Consider the following 25,000-nt stretch of genomic DNA (forward strand, 5'->3'; position numbering starts at 1 on the left):
CTGTAGGAGCTTGCTCGCGATGACGGTCTAGAAGACGACAGATACAAAAAAGCCCTGGAGCGGGAAACCGCTCCAGGGCTTTTTGTTGGCGCAGGCCTAGCGGCGGCGGAACAGCGGCAGTGGCTGGTCCGTGGAGGCCTGGTAGGTCACCGAGAAGTCCTTGAGGCTTTCCAGGGCTTCGTAGGGGTCCTTGTCGGCCCGCAGTGCGTAAGCGTCGAAACCACAGCGCCGCAGGTAGAACAGCTGGTCGCGCAGCACGTCGCCGATGGCTCGCAGTTCGCCCTTGTAGCCATAGCGGTCGCGCAGCAGGCGGGCGTTGGAGTAGTTGCGGCCGTCGGTGAACGCCGGGAAGTTCAGGGCGATTACCTGGAAGTTATGGACATCGTTGCCGATTTCTTCGGCTTCTTCGTCCGCGTCCAGCCAAATGCCCAGGCCGCCGTCGCGGGCCTTGAGGGCGTGGCCGTGGTCGCGCCACAGTGCCAGCGGCACGATCAGGTCGTCGCAGTTGGAGATGCCGTCGAGGGTCGCGTCCTTGGGCAGCAGATGCCAGGTTTCGTCGACGACCTCGTTGTTCTTAATGATTCGCTGCATAGACGCGCTCCTTGAAGAGGTCGATGCCAATACGTTGATAGGTGTCGATGAAGCGCTCGTCCTCGGTACGCTGTTCCACGTACACGTCGATTAGCTTGGAGATCACGTCCGGCATGTCGTCCTGGGCGAAGGACGGGCCGAGGATCTTGCCCAGGCTGGCGTCGCGGCTGGCGCTGCCACCCAGGGAGACCTGGTAGAACTCCTCGCCTTTCTTGTCGACGCCGAGGATGCCGATGTGGCCCACGTGGTGGTGGCCACAGGCGTTCATGCAGCCGGAGATGTTGAGGTCCAGCTCGCCGATATCGAACAGGTAGTCCAGGTCGTCGAAACGGCGCTGGATGGATTCGGCGATCGGGATCGATTTGGCGTTGGCCAGGGAGCAGAAATCACCGCCAGGGCAGCAGATGATGTCGGTCAGCAGGCCGATGTTCGGGGTGGCGAAGCCGTTTTCCCGCAGTTCGCCCCAGAGGGTGAACAGCTGGCTCTGCTCGACGTCGGCGAGGATCACGTTCTGCTCGTGGGAAGTGCGCAGCAAGCCGAAGCTGTAGCGGTCGGCCAGGTCGGCGATGGCATCGAACTGCTTGTCGGTGACATCTCCAGGGGCCACGCCGGTGGGCTTGAGCGACAGGCTCACGGCGACATAACCCGGCTTCTTGTGGGCCAGGGTGTTGCGGGTGCGCCAGCGGGCGAAACCGGGGTGCTCCTGGTCCAGGGCGGCCAGGGCGGCATCCTGGTTGTCCAGGGCCTTGTAGTCCGGATCGACGAAGTGCCGGGCCACGCGATGCACTTCGGCCTCGGTCAGGGTGGTCTGGCCGCCGCGCAGGTGGACCATCTCGGCCTCGACCTTCTCGGCGAACACTTCGGGAGTCAGGGCCTTGACCAGGATCTTGATCCGCGCCTTGTACTTGTTGTCGCGCCGGCCGTAGCGGTTGTAGACCCGCAGGATGGCGTCGAGGTAGCTCAGAAGGTCCTGCCAGGGCAGGAACTCGTTGATGAAGGCGCCGACCACCGGGGTCCGGCCCAGGCCGCCGCCCACCAGGACCCGGAAGCCCAGCTCGCCGGCGGCGTTGTAGTGCGGCTCCAGGCCGATGTCGTGCACCTCGATGGCCGCGCGGTCCGCGGTCGAGCCATTGATGGCGATCTTGAACTTGCGCGGCAGGTAGGCGAATTCGGGGTGGAAGGTGGTCCACTGGCGGACGATCTCGCACCATGGGCGCGGGTCTACCAGTTCATCTGCAGCGACGCCGGCGAACTGGTCGGTGGTGACGTTGCGCAGGCAGTTGCCGCTGGTCTGGATGGCATGCATCTGCACGGTGGCCAGCTCGGCCAGGATCTCCGGCACGTCTTCCAGGGCCGGCCAGTTGAACTGCACGTTCTGCCGGGTACTGATGTGCGCGTAGCCCTTGTCGTAGTCGCGGGCGATCTTGGCCATCATTCGCGCCTGGCGCGAGTTCAGCTGGCCATAAGGCACGGCGACCCGCAGCATCGGGGCGAAGCGTTGGATATAAAGCCCGTTCTGCAGGCGCAGGGGGCGGAACTCTTCTTCGCTCAGCTCGCCTGCCAGATAGCGTCGGGTCTGATCACGGAACTGCTTGACGCGGTCCTCGATGATCCGCTGATCGTACTCGTCGTATACGTACATATAGGTCCAGTTCTCAGGCTACAGGTGGCTTGCAGGCGCACTCGGCAAATACTGCGGTGAACAGGTGCTCAGGACGCTTTGACTGGAGTCGATCGCGGTCTGTCACCGCATCCACCTCGTCTTGCCTTCGTTGACGCTCAACACCACCTACGTAAGCAAATCTGCGCGCACGGCCGCGCACTCCGATCGGAGCCGCCGAACGATACCAGTTTGCGGTTATGCGCAAAAGTGATGTTTGAGTATATGCAAAGAACCAAAACGACTAACGGTAGGGCTTTCTCAGTATCCACATTTGTGGTGTGGGAAATCCTGGTCTTAACTGTGGGCGTGTCTTTGAGCAGTCACCGATAAAATCCACTAGAGGCGATGCTATGAGCCATCCAACCAAAGCCAGGAAAAGTGACAGCAGTGTCGATGCTTGGGCCATTCTCTTTCTGATCATACTGGTCGTGGGTACGGCCGTGTTCTGGGTCAGCCACCAGTAGTAGAGAGGCCTTACAGAGCCTGGATTGTCGGACAATCACGACAATTTACCGCTATTGGCCAGCATCTTGCCAGTTATACTGCTGGGATCATTCTGGGGCTCTTTTCGTGATGTTCAAGCTGTTGTGCAAGTGCGTGGTGTGGTTGAGCCTGCCGTTCTGGAGCATGGCTCAGGCGACCTCGGTGGTCTTCCTCAATCCCGGCAACTCGACCGAAACCTTCTGGGTCAGCTATTCGCATTTCATGCAGGCCGCCGCTCGCGACCTGGGCATGGACTTGCGCATCCTCTATGCCGAGCGCGACGCCGGCCGGACCCTGGAGCAGGCGCGGCAGGTGATCCAGGGCGAACATCGACCGGACTACCTGGTGCTGGTGAACGAGCAGTACATCGCCCCGCAGATCCTGCGTTTGTCCCAGGGCACCGGGATCAAGCTGTTCCTCGTCAACAGCGCGCTGACCCAGGACCAGCGTGAGCTGATCGGCCAGAACCGGCACAAGTATTCCGACTGGATCGGCAGCATGCTGGGCAACGACGAAGAGGCCGGCTACCTGATGCTCAAGGAACTCGTGCGCCAGCACGGGCCGGTGGCGGACGGGCAGAGCATCGAGCTCCTGGCTTTCTCCGGGTTGAAGGTCACGCCCTCGGCGCAATTGCGCGAGCAGGGCCTGCGCCGGGCCCTGGCCGAATTCCCGCAGGTGCACCTGCGCCAGCTGGTCTATGGCGAATGGAACCGTGAGCGTGCCTACCGCCAGGCCCAGCAGTTGCTGCGGCGTTACCCGCAGGCCCGGCTGGTCTGGTCGGCCAATGATGAGATGGCCCTGGGGGCCATGAGTGCGGCCCGCGAGCTGGGCCTGAAGCCCGGCAAGGACGTGCTGTTCAGCGGTCTCAACAGCTCGCCGCAAGCGCTGCAGGCCTTGATCGATGGGCAATTGTCGGTCCTGGTCGCCGGGCACTTCACCCTGGGCGGCTGGGCCCTGGTGACGCTCCACGACGACGCGCTGGGCCTCGACACCCGGCGCCAGGGCGGGCCGGATTGGCGCTTGCCGCTATTGCAGCCGTTGACCCCGGGCCAGGCGCAGCAATTGCTGCGCCTGGGAGACCGTGCCGGGAGCGGGGTGAATTTCCGCGCCTTGTCCGCCCAGGGCAAGCCGGACGGCTATCGCTACCCCTTCGGGTTGCAGTTGCTGCTGCGCTAGCGCTTCAGACTCCCGCCAGGTGCATCGCCAGCTTGGCGATGCCCAGCAGCACCAGGACGAACAAGGTGGTGAACAGGATGCCCAGCGCGATGAAGTGGCTGGGCTTGCCGTGGGTGAAGTCGCGGGCGCGATTCTTCCCGCTTTGTACGCCGAAGGCTGCCGCCAGGACGCTTTGCAGCATTTGCAGGAAGGTCGGTGGCTGGTTGTTGCTTGGATCGTCCATAAATCCCTCGACACGGTTGGGTGTCAACAGAGCATAGACAATACCGGCGGGCATCAGGGGGTGCCTGGCACCCCCTGCACAAGCGGCTGCGATCAGTCGTCGTAGCCCAGGTTCGGCGCCAGCCAGCGTTCGCTCACGGCCAGGTCCTGGCCCTTGCGCTGGGTGTAGCTCTGCACCTGGTCCTTGTCGACCTTGCCCACGGCGAAGTACTGCGCCTGCGGGTGGGCGAAGTACCAGCCGCTGACCGCCGCCGCCGGGAACATGGCGAAGTGTTCGGTGAGGAACACGCCGCTGCGCCCGGCCTTGCCTTCGCTGGCCTCGGGGTCGAGCAGGGCGAACAGGGTGCTCTTCTCGGTGTGGTCCGGGCACGCCGGATAGCCCGGGGCAGGGCGGATACCGCTGTACTGCTCCTTGATCAGCGCCTCGTTGTCCAGGTGTTCGTCCCTGGCGTAACCCCAGTGCTCCTTGCGCACCTGTTGGTGCAGCCATTCGGCGCAGGCTTCGGCCAGGCGGTCGGCCAGGGCCTTGACCATGATCGAGCTGTAGTCGTCGCCCTTGTCCTGGTAGGCCTTGGCCACTTCCTCGGCGCCGATGCCGGCGGTGGTGATGAAGCCGCCGACGTAGTCGGTCACACCGCTGTCCTTGGGCGCCACGAAGTCGGCCAGGGACAGGTTGGGCTTGCCGTCGGGCTTGATGGTCTGCTGGCGCAGGTGGTGCAGGGTGGCCAGGGTCTGGCCGTGGTCGCCGTAGACTTCGATGTCGTCATGGTTGACCTGGTTGGCCGGCCAGAAGCCGAATACCGCCCGGGCGCTGATGAGCTTCTCGTCGATCAGCTTGTCGAGCATCTCGCGGGCATCCTTGTACAGCCCCGTCGCTGCCTCGCCGACCACTTCGTCGGTGAGGATGCGCGGGAATTTCCCGGCCAGGTCCCAGGAGATGAAGAACGGCGTCCAGTCGATGTACTCGGCCAGCTCGCGCAGGTCGATGTTGTCGAGCATCTTCACGCCCGTGAAGGACGGGGGCGTGGCCTGGTAGGCCGCCCAGTCATATTGCGGCTTGGCCGCGATCGCCTGTTGGTAGCTCAAGCGCTCGGTACGGGCGCTGCGGTTGGCGGTGCGCTCGCGCACTTCCACGTACTCCTGGCGGGTCTTGTCGACGAAGCCGGGCTTGAGTTCCTTGGACAGCAGTTGGGTGGCCACGCCCACGGCGCGGGAGGCGTCAGTGACGTAGATCACCGCGTCGTTGTTGTACTTGGGTTCGATCTTCACCGCGGTGTGGGCCTTGGAGGTGGTGGCGCCACCGATCATCAGCGGCAGGTGGAAATCCTGGCGCTGCATCTCGCGGGCGACATGGACCATCTCGTCCAGCGACGGGGTGATCAGGCCGGACAGGCCGATGATGTCGCACTTCTCGTCGCGGGCGGTCTGCAGGATCTTCTCCGCCGGCACCATCACGCCCAGGTCGACGATGTCGTAGCCGTTGCAGCCCAGCACCACGCCGACTATGTTCTTGCCGATGTCATGCACATCGCCCTTGACCGTGGCCATGAGGATCTTGCCCTTGGCCTCGGGCTTGTCGCCTTTCTCGGCTTCGATGAACGGGATCAGGTGGGCCACGGCCTGCTTCATCACCCGGGCCGACTTGACCACCTGGGGCAGGAACATCTTGCCGGCGCCGAACAGGTCGCCAACCACGTTCATGCCGCTCATCAGCGGGCCTTCGATGACCTCGATCGGCCGCGCGCACTGCTGGCGGCACTCCTCGGTGTCCTCGACGATATGGGCGGTGATGCCCTTGACCAGCGCGTGTTCCAGGCGCTTGCCCACTGGCAGTGAACGCCAGGCCTCGTCCTCGACTTCCTTGCTGGCACCGCCACCCTTGTAGTCGTCGGCGATGGCCAGCAAGGCGTCGGTGCCTTCCGGAGTGCGGTTGAGCACCACGTCCTCGACCTTGTCGCGCAGGGCCGGTGGGATCTCGTCGTAGATCTCCAGCTGGCCGGCGTTGACGATACCCATGGTCAGGCCGTTCTGGATCGCATGGTAGAGGAACACCGAGTGGATCGCCTCGCGCACCGGGTTGTTGCCACGGAACGAGAACGACACGTTGGACACCCCGCCGCTCGACAGGGCATAGGGCAGGTGGTCGCGGATGTAGGCGCAGGCTTCGATGAAGTCCACGGCGTAGTTGTTGTGCTCTTCGATGCCGGTGGCCACGGCGAAGATGTTCGGGTCGAAGATGATGTCTTCCGGCGGAAAGCCCACTTCATTGACCAGGATGTCGTAGCTGCGCTGGCAGATCTCGCGCTTGCGCGCGGCGGTGTCGGCCTGGCCGACCTCGTCGAAGGCCATCACCACGACCGCCGCGCCGTAGCGCTTGCACAGGCGCGCGTGATGCTTGAACTGCTCGACGCCTTCCTTCATCGAGATCGAGTTGACGATGCCCTTGCCCTGGATGCACTTGAGGCCCGCCTCGATCACTTCCCACTTGGAGGAGTCGATCATGATCGGTACGCGGGAGATGTCCGGCTCACCGGCGATCAGGTTGAGGAAGCGGACCATGGCGGCCTGGGAATCGAGCATCCCTTCGTCCATGTTGATGTCGATCACCTGGGCGCCAGCCTCGACCTGCTGCAGGGCGACTTCCAGGGCCTCGGTGTAGTTTTCTTCGCGGATCAGCCGGGCGAACTTGGCGGAGCCGGTGATGTTGGTGCGTTCGCCGACGTTGACGAACAACGACTGGCGATCGATGGTGAACGGCTCCAGGCCCGACAGTCGGCAAGCCTTGGGGATCTCCGGGATGACCCGTGGCTTGTGTTTGGCCACGGCCTCGGCGATGGCCCGGATATGCGGCGGAGTGGTGCCGCAGCAGCCGCCGATGATGTTGAGGAAGCCGCTGGCGGCGAACTCCTCGACCACCGCAGCCATTTCCGCCGGGGTTTCGTCGTATTCGCCGAAGGCGTTGGGCAGGCCGGCGTTGGGGTGGGCCGAGACATGGGTGTCGGCCTTGGTCGACAGCTCTTCCAGGTAGGGACGCAGGTCCTTGGCGCCCAGGGCGCAGTTCAGGCCCACCGAGATCGGGTTGGCATGGCGCACCGAGTTCCAGAACGCTTCGGTGGTCTGGCCCGACAACGTGCGGCCGGAGGCGTCGGTGATGGTGCCGGAGATCATGATCGGCAGTTCGACGTTGTCCTCCTCGAACACCTGCTGCACGGCGAAGATCGCCGCCTTGGCGTTGAGGGTATCGAAGATGGTCTCGATCAGGATCAGGTCGGCGCCGCCCTCGATCAGGCCACGAGTGGCCTCGGTGTAGTTGCTCACCAGTTCGTCGAAAGTGACGTTGCGATAGCCCGGATCGTTGACGTCCGGGGAGATCGAGCAGGTGCGGCTGGTCGGGCCCAGGACGCCGGCGACGAAGCGCGGCTTATCCGGGGTTTCCAGGGTTTTCGCGTCGGCCACCTTGCGGGCCACGCGGGCACCTTCTACGTTCAGTTCGTAGACCAGCGCTTCCATGCCGTAGTCGGCCTGGGACACCTGGGTGGCGTTGAAGGTGTTGGTCTCGAGGATGTCGGCCCCGGCGTCCAGGTAGGCTTTCTCGATCGCGCCGATCACGTCCGGACGGGTCAGTACCAGCAGGTCGTTGTTGCCCTTGACGTCGCTGGGCCAGTCGGCAAAGCGTTCGCCACGGTAGTCCCGCTCCTCGAGCTTGTAGCTCTGGATCATGGTCCCCATGCCGCCATCGAGGATCAGGATGCGCTCCTTGAGGGCTTGCTGGAGAGCGTGGAGGCGAGCACTGCGGTCAGACATGGGAACTACCTGGAAAGGCCATTACGGAGGGCGTGGAGAATAGCAAACCTGCATGGTTTTGCGGCATGTGCCGGTTTTGCATGAATATCGTTCATGTTGGTTCGCCGGGCGGACCGGTAGAATCGCGACGTTTTTACTTTCGGGACCAGGGACATGCCGTATCGTTTTGCCGTCAGCAGCGTGCTGCTGCTATTGAGTTCACTGTGCATGGCGCAAGGTCCGGCGCCGGCGATTTCCTATACCCGCGATATCCAGCCGATCTTCACCGAGAAATGCGTGGCTTGCCATGCCTGCTACGACTCGGCTTGCCAGCTCAACCTGGGCAGTGGCGAAGGTGCCGCCCGTGGCGCGTCGAAGGCGCCGGTATACGACGGTGAACGGAGCAAGGCCCAGGATCCGACCCGGTTGTTCTACGACGCCAGCGGCAAGGCGGCCTGGCAGAGCCGCGGGTTCTATTCGGTGCTCGACGCCCAGGGCAGCCAGGCGGCACTGATGGCGCGCATGCTGGAATTGGGGCACCGGACGCCGCTGCAACCCAATGCCAAGCTGCCCAGTGAGATCGTCCTGGGCCTGAACCGGGAAAACATGTGCCCGCAGCCGGCCGAGTTCGACGGGTATGCCGGCGCCCATCCCAAGGAAGGCATGCCCCTGGCGGTCACCGGCCTGACCAGCCAGCAGTACCAGACGCTACAGCGCTGGCTGGCTTCCGGCGCGCCGATCGATGAGCAGGGCCTGGCCCCCAGCGCCCGGGAAAGCCTGCAGGTGGTCCAATGGGAAAACCTGCTCAACGCCCCTGGCGCCCGGGAAAGCCTGGTGGCGCGCTGGCTCTACGAGCATTGGTTCCTCGCCCACATCTATTTCGAAGGCGGTGAGCCGGGGCATTTCTTCCAGTGGGTGCGTTCGCGTACCCCCACTGGCCAGCCCATCGACCTGATCAATACCCGACGCCCCAACGACGACCCGGGCACCCAGGTGTACTACCGCCTGTGGCCGGTGCAAGGGGTGATCGTGCACAAGACCCACATCACTTACCCGTTGGGCGCGGCGAAGCTGGCCCGGGTCAAGACCCTGTTCTACAGCGGCGACTGGCAGGTCAACGCCTTGCCCGGTTATGGGCCGGCGCGCCGGGCCAACCCGTTCGAGACCTTCGAGGCGATTCCGGCCAAGGCCCGCTACCAGTTCATGCTGGATAACGCCGAGTACTTCGTGCGTACCTTCATCCGGGGCCCGGTATGCCGCGGACAGATCGCCACCGATGTGATCCGCGACAACTTCTGGGCGCTGTTCCAGGCCCCGGAACATGACCTGTACATCACTGACCCGGCCTATCGCGGCCAGGCCACGCCCCTGCTGGCGATGCCGGGTCAGAACGACGATGTTGGCAGCGTGCTCAGCCTGTGGCTGGCCTACCGCGACAAGCGCAACGAGTACGAGGTCCTGCGCCGTGATTCCTACGCCGAGGCCCCGGCGCCCAGTTGGTCGACTCTGTGGGCCGGCAACGACAACGCGCTGTTGAGCATCTTCCGGCACTTCGACAGCGCCTCGGTGACCAAGGGCCTGATCGGCGAGATCCCGCAGACGATGTGGCTGTTCGACTATCCATTGCTGGAGCGCACCTATTACCAGCTGGCAGTGAACTTCGACGTGTTCGGCAACGTCTCGCACCAGGCCCAGACCCGGCTGTACTTCGACCTGATCCGCAATGGCGCCGAGCAGAACTTCCTGCGCCTGATGCCGGCCGGCACCCGCGAGGACTTCCTCGACGACTGGTACCAGAACAGCGGCAAGTTCAAGATGTGGCTGGACTACGAGTCCATCGACGACAGCAAGCGCAGCGCCCTGAAGCTGGACGCCAAGGATCCGAAGAAGGATTTCGCCAACCAGTTGCTGGCGCGCTACGGCGAGCTCAATGCCAAGCCGGACCCGATCAACCGCTGCGACAGCGCCTATTGCTCGCGACCCAACATCGATCCGGCCCTGCAGGATGCCGAACAGGCCCTGAGCGGTCTGGCGTCGCGGCCGGCGGCGGGGCTCAAGGTCATCGAGCAGTTGCCTGAGGCCACCTTGCTGCGGGTCCAGACGCCCGGCGGCAAGCGCCAGTTCTACAGCATGCTGCGCAACCGGGCCCACAGCAACGTGGCCTTCATGCTCGGCGAATCGCTGCGCTACCAGCCGGGGCTGGATACCCTGACCATCTTCCCGGGTATCCTCAGCAGCTACCCGAACTTCATGTTCGACATCCCGTCCGCCGAGGTGCCGGAGTTCGTCACGGCCATGCAGGAAGCCCGCGATGCCGAAAGCTTCGAGAAGATCGTCGAGCGCTGGGGCATCCGCCGCAGCCATCCGCAGTTCTGGCAGTACTTCCATGACCAGACCCGCTTCTTGCAGGAAACCGATCCGGTCGAGGCCGGGGTCATGGATATGAACCGCTACGAAAACCTCTGAGATAGAGCGGTCGCCGCCCCCGGATGCGCAGAAGGCTACGGGGGCGTCTCAGACCAAGGTCTATCCTGACAAAAACACTAGGACTTTTTCAGCGACATCGATTGGCGTAAACTGCGCCCACGTCTGCGAGGAACCATCATGAGCGCCATAACCATTACCGACGCCGCCCACGATTATCTGGCTGATCTGCTGTCCAAGCAGAACACCCCGGGGATCGGCATCCGCATCTTCATCACCCAACCAGGTACCCAGTACGCCGAGACTTGCATCGCCTATTGCAAGCCGGGCGAAGAAAAGCCCGAGGACAAGGCCCTGGGCCTCAAGAGCTTCACTGCCTACATCGATGCCTTCAGTGAAGGTTTCCTCGATGATGCAGTCGTCGACTACGCCACCGACCGCATGGGCGGCCAGCTGACCATCAAGGCTCCCAACGCCAAGGTGCCCATGGTCAACGCCGACAGCCCGATCAACGAGCGCATCAACTACTACCTGCAAACCGAGATCAACCCCGGGCTGGCCAGCCACGGCGGCCAGGTCAGCCTGATCGACGTGGTCGAAGACGGCATCGCCGTGCTGCAGTTCGGTGGCGGTTGCCAGGGCTGTGGCCAGGCCGACGTGACCTTGAAGGACGGCATCGAGCGCACCCTGCTCGAGCGTATTCCTGAGCTCAAGGGCGTGCGCGACGTCACTGACCATACGCAGAAAGAAAACGCCTACTACTAAGGCGTTCGCTGCGACACAAAAAAACGGCGCCCCGTGAGCGCCGTTTTTTTATGCCCGGAACCAGGCCCCTGGGCGTGAACAAGTGGGTCAGGGCCGATAGAGGTGTGCGTGGCCGGCGCGGTACAGCGACGACTCACTGAAGGCATCGGCGGCCAATACCCGGCCCACCAGGATCAGCGCGGTGCGCCGGAAGCCCTTGGCGGCTGCCTTGGCTGCGATATCCGCCAGGGTCCCCTGTACCCAGTCCTGGTCCGGCCAGGTGGCCCGGTGCACCACCGCGATCGGGCAGTCGGCACCGTAGTGGGGCAGCAGTTCGGCGACGATGCGCTCCAGATGGTTGACCCCCAGGTGGATGGCCATGGTGGCGCCATGGGCCGCCAGGCTGGCGAACTCTTCCCCGGCCGGCATGCTGGTTTTGTCCGCGTAGCGGGTGAGGATCACGCTCTGGGAGACATCGGGCAAGGTCAGCTCCGCTCCCAGCAATGCGGCGCAGGCGGCGGTGGCGGTGACTCCGGGGACGATCTCGAAAGCAATCCCCAGCTCCCGCAGGCAACGGATCTGCTCGCCGATGGCGCCGTACAGGCTCGGATCGCCGGAGTGCACCCGGGCTACATCCTGGCCCTGGGCATGGGCTTCGCGGATGGCCTCGATGATCTGTTCCAGGTGCAATTCGGCGCTGTTGATCACCCGTACCGCGCTATGCCCTTCGAGCACCGCCTGGGGCACCAGGGAGCCGGCGTAGATGATCACCGGGCAGCGATGGATCAGGCGCTGGCCCTTGACGGTGATCAGTTCCGGGTCGCCGGGGCCGGCGCCGATGAAGTAGACAGTCATGGCAGTGTCCTGTGAAAAAGGGGGCGAGCAGGCTTCATGATGAAGATCGCTCATGATCGAGGGCGGGGGTTAGCGGCGATTCTACGGGCAAACAGCTAACAGGCCGTTGAAAAACTATCTGCGTTGCCATCGCTGCGTTGAAAACAGGCTGGTGCGCCAGCCCGGTCAAAATGCTCATTTACCGCGCGTAAACTGCGCTTTTTCGCTTGTTTTCGCCTTGTGCTGGCTGCCTCGCCTACGTTTTTCAAGGGCCTGCCAATGCCAAGGTGGCTTCGGCGGATTTCTGCCGGGGCACCAGCAGTTGCGCCGAGCCTGCTTGCAGGCATTCGGCCATGGCCAGGGCGGCGCTTTCGGCGACGCCATGACAGCCGGTGCGTTCGAATGCGGCCTGCGACCTGTGGCTCAGGCGGGAGTCGTAGGGCGCCAGTTGGGCACTGCTGAAGAAGGTCAATGGCAGCGACAACTGCTGCGCCAGCTCCAGCAGGCCCGGTTCATCCTGCTTCAGGTCGATGCTGGCCATGGCCTGTACCTGGCCCAGGTCCAGGCCATGGGCCCGCAGCACCTGGTCCAGCAGGGCGCGCAGGGCGCTGGCCGGGCAACCCTTGCGACAACCCAGGCCGACCACCAGGGCCGGCTCGGTGATCATGCCCGCTGGCCATCCTCGCCCTTGCGCCGGAACAGCCAGGCGCTGATCAAGCCCAGGGCCAGCCAGAAGGCGGCATTGGTCAATTGCGAGGCGATCTTGAACTGGGCCTCCAGTGCTTCGGGAGCCAGCATCGAATGCACTTCCGGTTGGGGAGCGCCGATCACATGGGGCACGGCGATGATGGCCGCGCCCAGCAACTTCAGCAGCCAGTTGCCGGCGAACACGATCAGTGCCAGGCCCACGGCAGTGGACGCGGCGGCACCGACCCACCAGGTCTGGCGCTGCACCAGGTCGGCCGCGGCGGTGCCCGGCAGCTCCGGCGGCAGGCCCAGGGTGGGCGCCAGGCAGAAGGTGGCGTAGCCGGCCAGGCCCCAGAGCAGGCCCTGGGAAGTGCGGCTCGGTGCGCGCAGGGTGTAGAGGCCTGCCAGCATCAGGGCGAAGCCCACGGCGACCACCAGGTTGCCGCCGGTGGTGGACAGGACTCGCTGCCAGCCGTCCTCCGGTTCCCAGGCTTCTTCATCGTGGACGTGCCCGGCCATGGCGCCCGGGGCGTGTTCATGGACTGCCTCGGTGGCCGGGGCCTTTTCGTAGGTTTCCGCCTGGAGAATCAATGGCGCGACCCAGAAGCTTTGCAGCAAGGTCAGCAGCAGGGCGGCCAGCAGCCCGGTGAAGCCTGCGGTTTGCGCGATACGCTTGATCATCGGACGGGTCTCAGTGGCAAGGGAAGGCGGCGCTGTGGCGGGTGTCGTGGGCGGCGTTGTGCACTGCCTCGATATGCGAGAAGCCGGCGAAGTACACCAGGCAGGCGCCAAGGATCGAGGCACCGATGGCGGCTACCAGGCGCTGGCTCAGGGTGGCGGTGCTGCTGGCGGAATGGCTGGTGCTGCTGATGATCGACATGGCGCGTTCCCTTGGGTTTGTCAGCGGGAAGCGGCGCAGGAAAACCCCGCGTGGCGTTCACGCAGGGTTTGCAACAGCGCCCGCCCACCGCGGGTTTGTTATTCGTGTATTGCGGGCCGGTCTCCGGGCTCGCGAGGGGCAGGGCGGGTCATGCCATGCCGGCAAGTGTCGCCTTCCCATGCCCAGGGCACAGTGGATCTGACACTTCGCTCGCTTACCGTTGCGGGGGCAGCACCGGACTGGTCATCGCGGCAAGCGCGTGATTCACCGGTTTCCCGTTTCACCCTGTGAAGGGCACCCGTAACAAGTTGTGTAGCAAATCATGGGCAAGGGAGCGCCGTCAATCGCCGGTTGGCACGGGAAGCCGCCGCATATGTGCATTGACCGTCCTCCGCGCTCTGCGTAGCCTTGCGCCTTCGAGGTTCTTCGGCCAGCGGTCGAAGCTAAGACGGGAACGCGGTAGAAGCCGCGGCTGCCCCCGCAACTGTGAAGGGTTCCATTCCTGCACGGCCACTGCCTGGCGTCCATGACGCTGGCGGGAAGGCACAGGAAGCGTCAGTCCTGGACTGGCAAGCCCCCAGCCAGGAGACCTGCCTCGACCCAGATTCTCACTACAACCGGGCGGGGTGATCCGGTGGCGAAATCAGCACCTGGCCCGCGCCGTGCCTGTCGTCCCGTATGCCCGCCTCCTTCGCCAAAAGGGCATCCGATGAAAACACTGGCCAAACTTCCCGTCACCATCGTCACCGGCTTCCTGGGCTCGGGCAAGACCACCTTGCTGCGGCACATGCTGGACAACGCCCAGGGCCGTCGTATCGCGGTGATCGTCAACGAGTTCGGCGAACTGGGCATCGACGGCGAGATCCTCAAGCAGTGCTCCATCGGCTGCACCGAGGAAGAGGCCAGCGGCCGGGTCTTCGAATTGGCCAACGGCTGCCTGTGCTGCACCGTGCAGGAAGAATTCTTCCCGGTGATGCGTGAACTGGTGGCCCGCCGTGGCGACCTGGACCATATCCTCATCGAAACCAGCGGCCTGGCCCTGCCCAAGCCCCTGGTGCAAGCCTTCCAGTGGCCGGAAATCCGCAGCGCCTGCACCGTCGATGCGGTGATCACCGTGGTCGACAGCCCGGCCGTGGCCGCCGGCACCTTCGCCGCCTTCCCGGACCAGGTGGACGCCCAGCGCAAGCTCGACCCCAACCTGGACCACGAGTCGCCACTGCACGAGCTGTTCGCCGACCAGTTGTCCAGCGCCGACCTGGTGATCCTCAACAAGACCGACCTGATCGACCCGGCCGACCTGGCCAAGGTCCGCCAGGAAGTGGCCGAGGAGCTGCCGCCGGCGGTCAAGGTGATCGAGGCCAGCAGCGGGCGCCTGCCCCTGGACGTACTGCTGGGCGTGGGTGCCGGTTCCGAGGAGCACATCGACAGCCGTCACAGCCACCATGACCACCACCATGACGGCGACGATCATGATGACCATGACCACGACGCCTTCGACTCGATCTCCATCGAGCTGCCCGAGGCCGACGAAAGCCTGCTGCTCGATGCCCTGACCCAACTGGTGGTCAAGCACGGCATCCTGCGGGTCAAGGGTTTTGCGGCGATCCCCGGCAAGCCGATGCGCCTGCTGCTCCAGGGCGTGGGCACCCGTTTCGACAAGCACTTCGACCGCAAGTGGGGCGCTGATGAGAAACGCATCACCCGCCTGGTGCTGATCGGCCAGGAACTGGATGCAACCCAGCTGGAAGCGCAACTGCGCGCCGCCCTGGGCGCCTGACCCATGCACCTGCTCAGGACCCAGCCCGGCGGATTCGTGTCGGATGACAACATCGCCGACCTTGGACAAACCCCCGCCGAGCTGGTGATCCTGTGCAGCGGCGACTCCAGCCTGGCGCTGCTGGCCGAGGCCGCCGAGCAACTGCCAGCGGACTACCCCAGCTTTCGCCTGGCCAACCCGATGCAGGTGCAGAACCACGCCTCGGTGGACCTGTACGTCGACCAGGTGCTGCGCCATGCCAAGGTCATCCTGATTTCCCTGCACGGTGGCATCGCCTACTGGCGTTATGGCGTCGAGCAACTGGTGGAGCTGTCCCGGCGCGGGGTGCAACTGATCCTGGTGCCGGGGGACGACCGGCCCGACCCGGAGCTCAGCGACCTGAGCACGGTGTCGGCCGTGGAGCGCGACCGCCTGTGGCAGTTCCTGCGACAGGGCGGGCGAGAAAATGCGTTGAATTTCTACCGCTGCCTGAGCGGCTTGCTGGGGCGCGATTACTCCTGGAGCGAACCGCAGGTGCTGCCGCGCACCGCGCTCTATCACCCGGCCAGGAGCCAGGCCAGCCTGGCGGATTGGCAGGCCCACTGGCAGCCCGGCCAGGCGGTGGCGGCGCTGCTGTTCTATCGCTCGCACTTGCAGGCGGCCAACACCGCATTCATCGACCTGTTCTGCCAGCGCCTTGCGGCTGCCGGTCTCAACCCCTTGCCGATCGCCGTGGCCAGCCTCAAGGAGCCTGGCTGCCTGGCGCAGGTGCAAGACTGGCTGGATGAGACCGGTGCGGGAGTGATCCTCAACACCACCGGTTTCGCCCAGTCCAGCCCCGAGGCGCCGCACCTGCGACCGTTTCGCCGCGACATCCCGGTGATCCAGGCCATCTGCGCCCAGGACAACGAGCCGGGCTGGCAGGCCAGCGAACAGGGCCTGGGCCCACGGGACCTGGCCATGCACATCGCCTTGCCCGAACTGGATGGACGCATCATCAGCCGGCCTATCAGCTTCAAGGACCTGGCCTGGCGCAGTGAGCGCAGCCAGTCGGACGTGGTCTGCTACCGCGGCCAGCCCGAGCGCATGGACTTCGTCGCCCGGCTGGCAAGCAACTGGGTCGAGCTGGGCCGCCTGGACAACCACCAGAAGCGCATCGCCCTGGTCCTGGCCAACTACCCGACCCGCGACGGGCGCATCGGCAACGGCGTGGGCCTGGATACTCCGGCGGCGGCGCTGAACATTCTCAAGGCCTTGCAGGCCGAGGGTTATCCGCTGCCTGGCGAGCTGCCGGCCAGCGGCACCGAGCTGATCCAGCAATTGCTCGGTGGCGTCAGCAACGATCTGGACAGCCTCGACCTGCGCCCTTGCCAGCAGAGCCTGGCCCTGGACGATTACCAGCGCCTGTTCCAGGCACTGCCCGAGGTCAATCGCCAAGCGGTGCTGGAGCGCTGGGGCGCCCCGGAGCAGGACCCGATGTTCCGCAACGGGCGGCTGATGGTCGCTGGCCTGCGCCTGGGCCTGACTTTCATCGGCATCCAGCCGGCCCGGGGTTACCAGGTCGACCCCAGCGCGGTGTACCACGACCCGGACCTGGTGCCGCCCCATGCCTACCTGGCGTTCTATTTCTGGCTGCGCCAGGTCTACGGCGCCCACGCAGTGATCCACGTCGGCAAGCACGGCAACCTCGAGTGGCTGCCGGGCAAGGGCGTCGGCCTGTCGGCCCAGTGCTGGCCGGACGCCTTGCTGGGGCCGCTGCCGAACATCTACCCGTTCATCGTCAACGACCCAGGGGAGGGTGCCCAGGCCAAGCGCCGGACCCAGGCGGTGATCATCGATCACCTGATGCCGCCCCTGACCCGCGCCGAAACCTATGGCCCGCTGCGTAACCTGGAGTTGTTGGCCGACGAGTATTACGAGGCCCAGTTGCTCGACCCGCGCCGCGCCCGGGAGCTGCAACGGGACATCTTGCGCCTGGTGCGCGAGACCCAGATCGACCGCGAGCTGCAACTGGACGGACCACTGGAAGGCGAAGCCGATGCGGCGCTCTGGCTGCCACGGCTGGACACCTACCTGTGCGATCTCAAGGAATCGCAGATCCGCGACGGCCTGCATGTGTTCGGCGAGTCGCCAGAAGGGCGCTTGCGCATCGATACGTTGCTGGCCCTGCTGCGCATCCCTCGGGGGGATGGCAAGGGCGCCCACGCCAGCCTGTTGCGGGCCCTGGCCAAGGCCTTCGAGTTGGGGTTCGATCCGCTGGATTGCGCCCTGGCCGAACCCTGGACCGGGCGGCGCCCACAGCCCCTGCAACAGCTCAGCGATGCTTTGTGGCGCACCGCTGGCGATGTGCGTGAACGTCTGGAAATCTACGCCGGGCGCTTGATCGAGGCAGCCTTGCAAGGCCCGGTGGCGCAACTGGACGAAGCCGGCTGGGAGCCGGTGCGCAGCATCATCGAGGGCTTGCGCGAGGTAGTGGCACCGCGCCTGGATGCCTGCGGCCCGGCGGAGATGCGCGGCCTGCTCGATGCCCTGCAAGGCCGCTTCGTGCCGGCGGGCCCCAGCGGCGCGCCCAGTCGCGGGCGCCTGGACGTGCTGCCCACCGGGCGCAATTTCTATTCCGTGGATGTGCGCAACCTGCCCACCACCACTGCCTGGCGCATCGGCTTCCAGTCGGCCAACCTGATCCTCGAGCGCCACCTGCAGGATCACGGCGACCACCTGCTGCAGCTGGGCCTGTCGGTCTGGGGCACGGCCACCATGCGCACCGGTGGCGACGATATCGCCCAGGCCATGGCGCTGATGGGCGTGCGGCCCGTCTGGGCCACCGGCAGCCAGCGGGTCGACGACTTCGAGATCCTGCCCCTGAGCCTGCTGGACCGGCCCCGGGTCGACGTGACCCTGCGGATTTCCGGGTTCTTCCGCGATGCCTTCGCCAACCTCATCCGCCTGTTCGACGCGGCGGTGCAGGCGGTGGCTGCCCTGGACGAGCCGGCCGACATGAACCCCCTGGCGGCCAGGGTCCGTGCCGAACGCGAAGCCTTGCAGGCTGGCGGCCTGGACCCGGAAGCAGCGGCGCGCCAGGCTGGCTGGCGGATCTTCGGGGCCAAGCCCGGGGCCTATGGCGCCGGGGTCCAGGGCGCCATCGACGGTCGGCTGTGGCAGAGCCGCGAGGACCTGGCCGAGGTCTACCTCAACTGGGGCGGCTACGCCTACGGCGGCAGCGATGAAGGCACCGCCGCCCGCGAGCAGTTCGCCGCTCGCCTGGGCCGGGTCCAGGCGGTGGTGCAGAACCAGGACAACCGCGAGCACGACCTGCTGGATTCCAACGACTACTACCAGTTCCAGGGCGGCATGCTGGCGGCGGTGGAAAGCCTGGGCGGGGCCAAGGTCGCCAGCTACCACGGCGATCACAGCCAGCCCGACCTGCCGAAGATCCGCAGCCTCAAGGAAGAGCTCAACCGGGTGATCCGTTCCCGGGCGGTGAACCCGAAATGGATCGAGGGGGTCAAGCGCCACGGTTACAAGGGGGCCTTCGAAATGGCCGCGACCCTGGACAACCTGTTCGCCTTCGATGCCACCACCGAACTGATCGACGACCATCAATACGCCTTGCTGGCCGATGCCTACCTGCTGGACGACTCGACCCGCGAGTTCGTTCGCCAGCATAATCCCCACGCCTTGCGCGATATGACCGAGCGTTTGCTGGAGGCCCAGCAGCGCGGCCTGTGGCAGGAGCCCGGAGCTTATCGCGAGGCCCTGGAGCATCTGCTGCTGGATATAGAAGAAGACTCCTGAGGGCACCTTAAAAAACTACCTGCGTTGTCATCGCCGCGTTAAAAACAGGCTGGTGCGCCAGCCCGGTCAAAATGCTCATTTACCCCTTGTAAACTGCGCTTTTTCACCTGTTTTTGCCTTGCACTGACTGCCTCGCCTACGTTTTTAAGAGGTGCCCTGAGGCGGTGAATGCTGCGCACTCGATCGCGAGCCGGCTCGCGAAATCGTCCTTCGGGACACCCAGACCCAAGCGAGAACCCCAGATGAGCGACACCCCGCATTTCCCCTTGTCGGCCGTGGTCGGCGCCGATGCCCTGAAGCTGGCCCTGTGCCTGACCGCCATCGACCCGAAGATCGGTGGCGTGTTGATCGAGGGGCCACGGGGCATGGCCAAGTCGACCCTGGCCCGGGGGCTGGCGGATTTGCTGGCCAGCGGGCAGTTCGTCACCTTGCCCCTGGGGGCCAGCGAAGAGCGGCTGGTGGGTACCCTGGACCTGGATGCAGCCCTGGGCGAGGGGCGGGCGCAGTTCTCCCCGGGCGTTCTGGCCAAGGCCGACGGCGGGGTGTTGTATGTCGATGAGGTCAACCTGCTGCCCGACCACTTGGTGGACTTGCTGCTGGACGTGGCGGCCAGTGGCACCAACCTCATCGAGCGCGATGGCATTTCCCAGCGGCATTCGGCCAAGTTCGTGCTGATCGGCACCATGAACCCGGAGGAGGGCGAGTTGCGCCCGCAACTGCTGGACCGCTTCGGCCTCAACGTGGCCTTGAGCGGCCAGGTCCTGCCCCTGGAACGGGGGCAGATCATCCGTCGGCGCCTGGATTTCGACAGTGATCCGCAGGGCTTCTGCAACCAATGGGCCCAGGCCCAGGCCGAACTGCGCCAGCGCTGCCAGCAGGCGCGGACGCTGCTGGAGCGTATCGCCCTGGATGACCAGGCCCTGGCGCAGATCACCGAGCGCTGTTTCGCCGCCGGGGTCGACGGCTTGCGTGCCGACCTGGTCTGGCTGCGGGCCGCCCGGGCCCATGCCGCCTGGCGTGGCGCTTCGGCCATCGCCGAGGAGGATATCGACGCGGTGGCGGAATTCGCCTTGCGCCATCGGCGCGGGCAGGCGCCCGCCGCATCGGCGCAGCAGCCCCAGTCGCCGGCACCGCAGCAGTCCGGGGCGCAGCGCGAGGCCAGCGAAGGCGCGGGCCAATGGGGTGACATGCCGGCCCAGGCACTGCCCACCGGCGCCCGGCGCGAGGTACCCAGCTGGCCAAAAAAGCCCTAGGCATCCGTTCCCGCTCTGGCCTGGGGGCGGATGCCAAGCCCCGGCCGGGGCGCCTGGACCAGGGACGACAAGGCCGCAGCCGGGCGGCGAGTTGCGGTCGCATCAACTGGCCAGGCACCTTGCTCAAGGGCCGCCCACGCCTGGTCGAGGACCTGCTGTGGCAACTGCGCAGTCGCACGCCCCATGAGTTGTGGCTGGTGATCGTCGACGCCTCGGCCTCGACGCGCCGGCATCACGCCCTGAGCGATGCCAAGGGCCTGCTGGCGCAGCTGTTCGACGATGCCTACCGGCAGCGGGCGCGCCTGGCCTTGCTCACCGCCAGCGGTCGGGCGCCCCGCTGGCAGGTCCAGGGGCTCAAGGCTTCCAAGGACTTGCGGCACTGGCTCGATGGCCTGGGCGCCGGCGGCGGTACGCCATTGCCCCAGGCCCTGGCCGAGGCCCGGCAGTGGCTGGAGCAGCGGCAACGGCGCTGGCCGGCGGAACAGCAGCGGGTGCTGCTGATCACCGATGGGCGCCTGAAGACCCTGCCGCCGGTCGACGCTCTGAACTGTCCGACCCTGTTGCTGGACATCGAGCGCAGCCCGATCCGCCTCGGTCGCGCCCGGGAGCTGGCCCAGCGCCTGGGTGCCGACTACCACCACATCGACCTGTAGCGCCCCAATCCCCGTGGCTCGTGCCGAGCCATGCACAGCCGGTAGCGGCAGCTACACTGCCTGCGCCAATCAGTGGAGCGATGCCATGCGGGTACTGGTGCACAACGACAAGGACGATTTTCGGGTCAAGGCCTACGCTGGCACCAATGGCGTGCTCCTGGCCATGGACCTGGATGCAAGCCGGCGCCAGGGCTTGCTGGGTTTCGCCATCGAGAAACAGACCGGCGACAAGCCCTGGCTGTTCCTGTTCAACAGCCTGACTTTCCCCGGCAAGACCCACACCTTCCCCCAGTACAACGCCACGCCCAGCAACCAGGCGCCGTTGCAGAAATTCCGTTGGGCCGACTACGCCGTCCACCCCGGCGCCACCCTCAATTACCGGGTGTACCTGGTCTATGGCAGCGCCGCTGCGCCGCAATTGGGAGAAATGCTGCAACTTGGCATCACCGCCGATAATGGCCTGCCTGCCGGGCAACGGGTGATCTTCAATCGTGCAGTGGCCGCCAGCCAGGCGTTCTCGCGCAAGTTTCCCGAACTGGACGCTTTGCTCAGCGCCAACAAGAACCTGCCCATCGAAGCCTGGCCGGACGCGCCCCGGCAATGGCTGGAAAACGGCCTGCTGGGGCAGCTGCTGGGGTTCATCCAGCGGGCCGCCGATGCCAGCTGGTGCCTGGATATCGCCATCTACGAGTACCAGTTGCCGGCCATTGTCACTGCGGTCAATGCCGCTTTCGACCGGGGCGTGCAGGTGCGGGTGCTGTATCACGCAGGTCCCGGGGACGATGACACGGCGCAGAACCAGGCCAGCCTGCAGCACTTGCCCGAGGCTTGTAAGCGCGGGCGAGTGACCCACGCCATCTTCCACGACAAGTTCATCGTCCTCGGCCGCCTGGATGCCGGCGGGCAGCGCCAGGACATCGCGGTCCTGTGCGGCAGCACCAACTTCACCGCCAATGGCGTGTACCGCCAGGCCAACGTGGTGCACTGCCTGGACAACACGGACATCGCCAGCCGCTACCTGCAAGTGTTCGAGCAGATCTGGGCAGCGCCGGCGGATGTCGGTGCCACCCGCAAATGGTTGACCCAGCACAACCCCATGCAGCCTGCGGCAGCGCTGTTCGCCGGTTTCTCGCCGCGAACCGGGCAGGGCGACCTCGACGAGTTCGTGCGGATCATCAACGGCGCCCGCCGTGACTTGCTGTTCGTCACCGCCTTTGCCTTGCCCGACCGGATCCTCGATGCCTTGCTCGGCCAGCCCCACGACGACGTGCTGCGCTATGGCCTGCAGAACACCGCCAGCCGCATCACCGGTTTCCATGCCGACCGCACGGCGGAGTTCGCCGCTACGGCCTTGCTCAACAACGGCCTGGAAGGCTGGCTCAAGGAAGGCCTCAAGGGGCAGAAGGGCAACTTGCTGGTGCACACCAAGGCGGTGGTCACCGATTTCACCAGCGATGCGCCGGTGATCATCAGCGGCAGCCACAACCTCAGCGTCGGCGCCAGCCAGGGCAACGACGAGAACTTCCTGATCATCCGCGGCGATACCGACCTGGCGGACCGCTATGGCCTGGAACTGCTGCGGTTCTACGAGCACTACCGGTTCCGTTACTTCGCCCGGCAACTGGCGCTCAAGCAGGTCCAGCCCCTGGCCACCAACGATAGCTGGAGCGACGACTATTACCAGGAAGGCGACTTGCGCCAGCTCTCGCGCCTGCGTTTTTCCGGGCGTTGAGGTTGGGCAAAGGACCCCGGGCAGGCACGGCTCGGAGACTCTTGCGCTGGCAACACTTACCTTGCTCTGGACTGCGCTCGTTGTGTATAGAAGGCGTCCGGCTGTTCCAACCCAAGCTAAGGAGTGCAATCGATATGTGCGGGATCGACCACAACAACCAGCCCGATATCGCCAGGCTCCTCGAGGGACTGCCCAGGAACTGGGGCAAATGGGGGCCAGACGACGAGGTCGGCGCCCTCAACTACCTGCAGCAGGCCGAGGTGCTGCGTGGCGTTGCCGCGGTGCGCCAGGGCAAGACCTTCACCCTGCAGGTGCAGATCGGCCATCCGGGCGGCGATCCGATGTGGCCGGCGCGCAGCCCATCCATGCGCTTCAACACCCTGGACCGCAGTCACTACCAGGCCGGCAAGCAGCCCTCGATGGGCGGCGGTGCCGAGTATTGCGACGACGTGATCTTCATGCAGTTGCAGGGCTCGACCCAGTACGACGCCCTGGGCCATGCCTGGTACGACAACCAGTTGTGGAACGGCTACGACGCCAGCACCACGGTGGGTGGCATGGCCAAGGCCAGCGTGCTGCCGATCGCCGAACGCGGGATCGTGGGGCGTGCGGTACTGATCGACATGGCCCGCCACCGGGGCAAGAAGTACCTGGGCCGTGGCGAGACCTTCGATCACCGGGACCTGCTGGCCGCGGCCAAGGCCCAGGGCGTTGTCATCGAGAAGCGTGACATCCTGATCATCCGCACCGGCTCCATGGGTGCTTTCTATGAGTACGGCAAGACCGAGTTCTTCAAGGACCTGGTGGAGCCGGGGCTGACCTATAGCCGGGAGCTGGTGGAGTGGTTCGACCAGATGGAGATCCCCAACCTGGTGACCGATACCATCGCCAACGAGGTGATCACCGATCCGGCGTCGGGGGTGCAGATCCCGCTGCATTGCGCACTGATGCGCAACCTGGGCATCGCCTTCACCGAGATCGTGCTGCTCGAGGACCTGGCCGAGGACTGCGCGGCCGATGGCCAGTGGATTTTCCTCTACACCGCCGCGCCGTTGAAGATCGTCGGCGGCAGCGGCGCCCCGGTGAACCCGGTGGTGATCAAGTAGCGCCAGCCAGGGTGCTGGAGTCCGGGCGGCCAAGGGTTTACCCTGCCGCGCGTTTTCCACCACCGATATGGACCTTCGACCTGCCATGAGCGATACCTGCCCGCCAGACTGTGCCCATTGTTCTCCCGACGTCGATCATGAAACCGCCCACCGCGCCGTGCTCGATGCCTTGCAAGTCATGGGAGCCCACCCCGAGGCCGACGAGGACCGGATCGTCGAGCTGCTGCAAGAACGGGGCTATTCGCCGATCATTGCCGAAAAGCTCAATGCCTTCGTGCCCGCGGCCCTGAGCTGGCCCATGCTCAAGCGCCTGGGGGTGGCATCCTTCGTCGGGCATTTCATCGTCTATGACGACAACGACGAAGAGGTACAGGTACCGGTTGCCAGCCAGCATTACTTCACCGCCGCGCTGACCCTGGCCTACTGGACCGTCGAGCAGGGCTTCACCGCCGAGTTGCCCAGCAGCACTTACCAGCTGGTCGCCGGCCGCAGCGCCGAGATGGATGCCGTGAACCAGATCCTGCACGAGGGTGGCAGTGTGCAGGGGGCCACGGTCGGCCCGTTGCAATTGCTGCGCATCAGTGCCAGCCAGATGCTGGCCTAGCTCCTCAACCGATGAAGATGATCTTCGACACCAGCTCCGCACTGTTCTTGGCCTGAAGTTTCTTCATCAGCCGGGCGCGGTGCACTTCCACGGTGCGATGGGAGATGCCCAGCCTGCGCGCCACCTCCTTGCAGGTCAGGCCGTTGACGATATGCAGGGATATCTCTCGTTCGCGCGGGGTCAGGCGGATCGACGGCGCCGGCTGGCGGTCCAGGCGCTCGAAGTGCCAGACCATCAGCTCGAACGGGTCCAGCGGGGTCAGGGAGAACCCCTGGGCCCGGGCCCAGAACACCTCGCCATTGCGATGCTGCATGAAGCGTTCGTCGCTGTAGGAATCGCTGGGGCCGCTGCGCAGCCAGTGTTCGCTGCGTTCACCAATGCTCTGGTAGTCGGCGTGCGAGGGGTACAGCAGCAGGGTCAGGTGGTCGCGCAGGTGCTCGCGTTCATAACCGAACAGGCGGACGAAGGCCTGGTTGCAGTCGAGTATCCGTCGGTGCCCGGTGATCAACTGCGGTGCGGGGGAAACCTGGAACGCCAGGCGCTCGAGGTCCTGGAATCGCTGGGTATGTAGGGTCATTGGGCATCCTGCCTCGAGATGGTCGGCGCACTTGCCA

At 65.3% G+C, this 25,000-nt stretch carries 19 protein-coding genes and 2 riboswitches; of the genes, 10 read left to right on the forward strand and 9 right to left on the reverse strand.

Translation table 11 applies throughout. The annotated features are described in order from the left end of the window. Window positions 1-96: 96 nt before the first annotated feature. Together AC3WK8_RS04070 and AC3WK8_RS04075 are read right to left on the reverse strand one after the other, a co-directional pair. Complete coding sequence (locus AC3WK8_RS04070) at window positions 97-591, reverse strand: DUF934 domain-containing protein (protein ID WP_103324473.1); 495 nt, start codon at window positions 589-591, stop codon at window positions 97-99. Continuing rightward, the gene (locus AC3WK8_RS04075; RefSeq protein ID WP_053131174.1) at window positions 575-2,233 is read right to left on the reverse strand and encodes a nitrite/sulfite reductase; all 1,659 of its coding nucleotides are present in this window, start codon (window positions 2,231-2,233) and stop codon (window positions 575-577) included. Before AC3WK8_RS04075 ends, AC3WK8_RS04070 begins: the two co-directional genes overlap by 17 nt. 594 nt (window positions 2,234-2,827) lie before the next feature. Between AC3WK8_RS04075 and AC3WK8_RS04080 the strand changes: the two genes are divergently transcribed. Further along, window positions 2,828-3,913, forward strand: a complete 1,086-nt coding sequence (locus tag AC3WK8_RS04080; RefSeq protein ID WP_085597914.1) for an ABC transporter substrate-binding protein — start codon at window positions 2,828-2,830, stop codon at window positions 3,911-3,913. A gap of 4 nt (window positions 3,914-3,917) precedes the next feature. On the opposite strand, the gene AC3WK8_RS04085 is transcribed toward AC3WK8_RS04080, so the two are convergent. Both AC3WK8_RS04085 and metH read right to left on the reverse strand, forming a co-directional pair. Then, window positions 3,918-4,136 carry a DUF2970 domain-containing protein gene (locus AC3WK8_RS04085; RefSeq protein ID WP_022639447.1) on the reverse strand — a complete coding sequence of 73 codons (219 nt, stop codon included), beginning with the start codon at window positions 4,134-4,136 and terminating at the stop codon, window positions 3,918-3,920. Window positions 4,137-4,228: 92 nt separating this feature from the next. After that, window positions 4,229-7,939 (reverse strand): methionine synthase, encoded by a 3,711-nt coding sequence (metH, locus tag AC3WK8_RS04090; protein WP_103324474.1) that lies wholly within the window; start codon window positions 7,937-7,939, stop codon window positions 4,229-4,231. Window positions 7,940-8,092: 153 nt separating this feature from the next. Between metH and AC3WK8_RS04095 the strand changes: the two genes are divergently transcribed. Further along, the gene (locus AC3WK8_RS04095) at window positions 8,093-10,384 is read left to right on the forward strand and encodes a fatty acid cis/trans isomerase (protein WP_022639449.1); all 2,292 of its coding nucleotides are present in this window, start codon (window positions 8,093-8,095) and stop codon (window positions 10,382-10,384) included. 138 nt (window positions 10,385-10,522) lie between these two features. Continuing rightward, complete coding sequence (nfuA, locus tag AC3WK8_RS04100; RefSeq protein WP_022639450.1) at window positions 10,523-11,107, forward strand: Fe-S biogenesis protein NfuA; 585 nt, start codon at window positions 10,523-10,525, stop codon at window positions 11,105-11,107. Window positions 11,108-11,194: 87 nt separating this feature from the next. On the opposite strand, the gene cobM is transcribed toward nfuA, so the two are convergent. The 4 genes from cobM to AC3WK8_RS04120 all read right to left on the reverse strand — a co-directional run bounded on the left by cobM (window position 11,195) and on the right by AC3WK8_RS04120 (window position 13,487). Continuing rightward, window positions 11,195-11,941, reverse strand: a complete 747-nt coding sequence (gene cobM / locus AC3WK8_RS04105; RefSeq protein WP_085597917.1) for a precorrin-4 C(11)-methyltransferase — start codon at window positions 11,939-11,941, stop codon at window positions 11,195-11,197. Window positions 11,942-12,185: 244 nt separating this feature from the next. After that, entirely contained in the window at window positions 12,186-12,587 is a 402-nt protein-coding gene (locus AC3WK8_RS04110; protein WP_103324476.1) for a cobalamin biosynthesis protein, read from the reverse strand. Further along, window positions 12,584-13,288: a CbtA family protein gene (locus tag AC3WK8_RS04115; protein ID WP_022639453.1), complete on the reverse strand. Its 705-nt coding sequence runs from the start codon at window positions 13,286-13,288 to the stop codon at window positions 12,584-12,586. The genes AC3WK8_RS04110 and AC3WK8_RS04115 overlap by 4 nt, the downstream gene beginning before the upstream one ends. A gap of 10 nt (window positions 13,289-13,298) precedes the next feature. Continuing rightward, window positions 13,299-13,487, reverse strand: a complete 189-nt coding sequence (locus AC3WK8_RS04120) for a CbtB domain-containing protein (RefSeq protein ID WP_085597919.1) — start codon at window positions 13,485-13,487, stop codon at window positions 13,299-13,301. A 97-nt stretch (window positions 13,488-13,584) separates the two neighbouring features. Further along, window positions 13,585-13,804, reverse strand: a riboswitch (cobalamin riboswitch). Window positions 13,805-13,889: 85 nt separating this feature from the next. Continuing rightward, window positions 13,890-14,099: riboswitch (cobalamin riboswitch) on the forward strand. Between the two features lie 97 nt (window positions 14,100-14,196). On the opposite strand from AC3WK8_RS04120, the gene cobW reads away from it, so the two are divergent. From cobW to AC3WK8_RS04155, 7 genes are all read left to right on the forward strand, one after another. Further along, the gene (gene cobW, locus AC3WK8_RS04125; protein ID WP_022639455.1) at window positions 14,197-15,264 is read left to right on the forward strand and encodes a cobalamin biosynthesis protein CobW; all 1,068 of its coding nucleotides are present in this window, start codon (window positions 14,197-14,199) and stop codon (window positions 15,262-15,264) included. A gap of 3 nt (window positions 15,265-15,267) precedes the next feature. Further along, window positions 15,268-19,038, forward strand: a complete 3,771-nt coding sequence (gene cobN, locus AC3WK8_RS04130) for a cobaltochelatase subunit CobN (protein ID WP_103324477.1) — start codon at window positions 15,268-15,270, stop codon at window positions 19,036-19,038. 242 nt (window positions 19,039-19,280) lie between these two features. Continuing rightward, on the forward strand, window positions 19,281-20,291 hold the full coding sequence (locus tag AC3WK8_RS04135) for a magnesium chelatase ATPase subunit I (protein WP_103324478.1): 1,011 nt from the start codon (window positions 19,281-19,283) through the stop codon (window positions 20,289-20,291). A gap of 53 nt (window positions 20,292-20,344) precedes the next feature. Then, on the forward strand, window positions 20,345-20,944 hold the full coding sequence (locus AC3WK8_RS04140) for a vWA domain-containing protein (RefSeq protein ID WP_103324479.1): 600 nt from the start codon (window positions 20,345-20,347) through the stop codon (window positions 20,942-20,944). A gap of 85 nt (window positions 20,945-21,029) precedes the next feature. Continuing rightward, the gene (locus AC3WK8_RS04145) at window positions 21,030-22,676 is read left to right on the forward strand and encodes a phospholipase D-like domain-containing protein (protein ID WP_103324480.1); all 1,647 of its coding nucleotides are present in this window, start codon (window positions 21,030-21,032) and stop codon (window positions 22,674-22,676) included. Window positions 22,677-22,810: 134 nt separating this feature from the next. After that, entirely contained in the window at window positions 22,811-23,782 is a 972-nt protein-coding gene (locus AC3WK8_RS04150) for a cyclase family protein (protein WP_103324481.1), read from the forward strand. Between the two features lie 85 nt (window positions 23,783-23,867). Next, the gene (locus AC3WK8_RS04155; RefSeq protein ID WP_085597926.1) at window positions 23,868-24,386 is read left to right on the forward strand and encodes a hypothetical protein; all 519 of its coding nucleotides are present in this window, start codon (window positions 23,868-23,870) and stop codon (window positions 24,384-24,386) included. A gap of 4 nt (window positions 24,387-24,390) precedes the next feature. On the opposite strand, the gene AC3WK8_RS04160 is transcribed toward AC3WK8_RS04155, so the two are convergent. Beyond that, window positions 24,391-24,963, reverse strand: coding sequence for a response regulator transcription factor (locus tag AC3WK8_RS04160; protein WP_085597927.1), 573 nt, complete (start codon window positions 24,961-24,963; stop codon window positions 24,391-24,393). Window positions 24,964-25,000 lie beyond the last annotated feature (37 nt).

Source organism: Pseudomonas sp. FW507-12TSA, assembly GCF_058781435.1.

Coding starts and splice junctions, on each gene's coding strand:
- AC3WK8_RS04085 (WP_022639447.1), bottom strand. CDS start 4,136: ATGGACGATCCAAGCAACAACCAGCCACCGACCTTCCTGCAAATGCTG.
- nfuA (WP_022639450.1), top strand. CDS start 10,523: ATGAGCGCCATAACCATTACCGACGCCGCCCACGATTATCTGGCTGAT.
- metH (WP_103324474.1), bottom strand. CDS start 7,939: ATGTCTGACCGCAGTGCTCGCCTCCACGCTCTCCAGCAAGCCCTCAAG.
- AC3WK8_RS04075 (WP_053131174.1), bottom strand. CDS start 2,233: ATGTACGTATACGACGAGTACGATCAGCGGATCATCGAGGACCGCGTC.
- AC3WK8_RS04135 (WP_103324478.1), top strand. CDS start 19,281: ATGAGCGACACCCCGCATTTCCCCTTGTCGGCCGTGGTCGGCGCCGAT.
- AC3WK8_RS04150 (WP_103324481.1), top strand. CDS start 22,811: ATGTGCGGGATCGACCACAACAACCAGCCCGATATCGCCAGGCTCCTC.
- AC3WK8_RS04095 (WP_022639449.1), top strand. CDS start 8,093: ATGCCGTATCGTTTTGCCGTCAGCAGCGTGCTGCTGCTATTGAGTTCA.
- cobW (WP_022639455.1), top strand. CDS start 14,197: ATGAAAACACTGGCCAAACTTCCCGTCACCATCGTCACCGGCTTCCTG.
- AC3WK8_RS04115 (WP_022639453.1), bottom strand. CDS start 13,288: ATGATCAAGCGTATCGCGCAAACCGCAGGCTTCACCGGGCTGCTGGCC.
- AC3WK8_RS04080 (WP_085597914.1), top strand. CDS start 2,828: ATGTTCAAGCTGTTGTGCAAGTGCGTGGTGTGGTTGAGCCTGCCGTTC.
- AC3WK8_RS04070 (WP_103324473.1), bottom strand. CDS start 591: ATGCAGCGAATCATTAAGAACAACGAGGTCGTCGACGAAACCTGGCAT.
- AC3WK8_RS04160 (WP_085597927.1), bottom strand. CDS start 24,963: ATGACCCTACATACCCAGCGATTCCAGGACCTCGAGCGCCTGGCGTTC.
- AC3WK8_RS04120 (WP_085597919.1), bottom strand. CDS start 13,487: ATGTCGATCATCAGCAGCACCAGCCATTCCGCCAGCAGCACCGCCACC.
- cobM (WP_085597917.1), bottom strand. CDS start 11,941: ATGACTGTCTACTTCATCGGCGCCGGCCCCGGCGACCCGGAACTGATC.
- AC3WK8_RS04155 (WP_085597926.1), top strand. CDS start 23,868: ATGAGCGATACCTGCCCGCCAGACTGTGCCCATTGTTCTCCCGACGTC.
- cobN (WP_103324477.1), top strand. CDS start 15,268: ATGCACCTGCTCAGGACCCAGCCCGGCGGATTCGTGTCGGATGACAAC.
- AC3WK8_RS04145 (WP_103324480.1), top strand. CDS start 21,030: ATGCGGGTACTGGTGCACAACGACAAGGACGATTTTCGGGTCAAGGCC.
- AC3WK8_RS04110 (WP_103324476.1), bottom strand. CDS start 12,587: ATGATCACCGAGCCGGCCCTGGTGGTCGGCCTGGGTTGTCGCAAGGGT.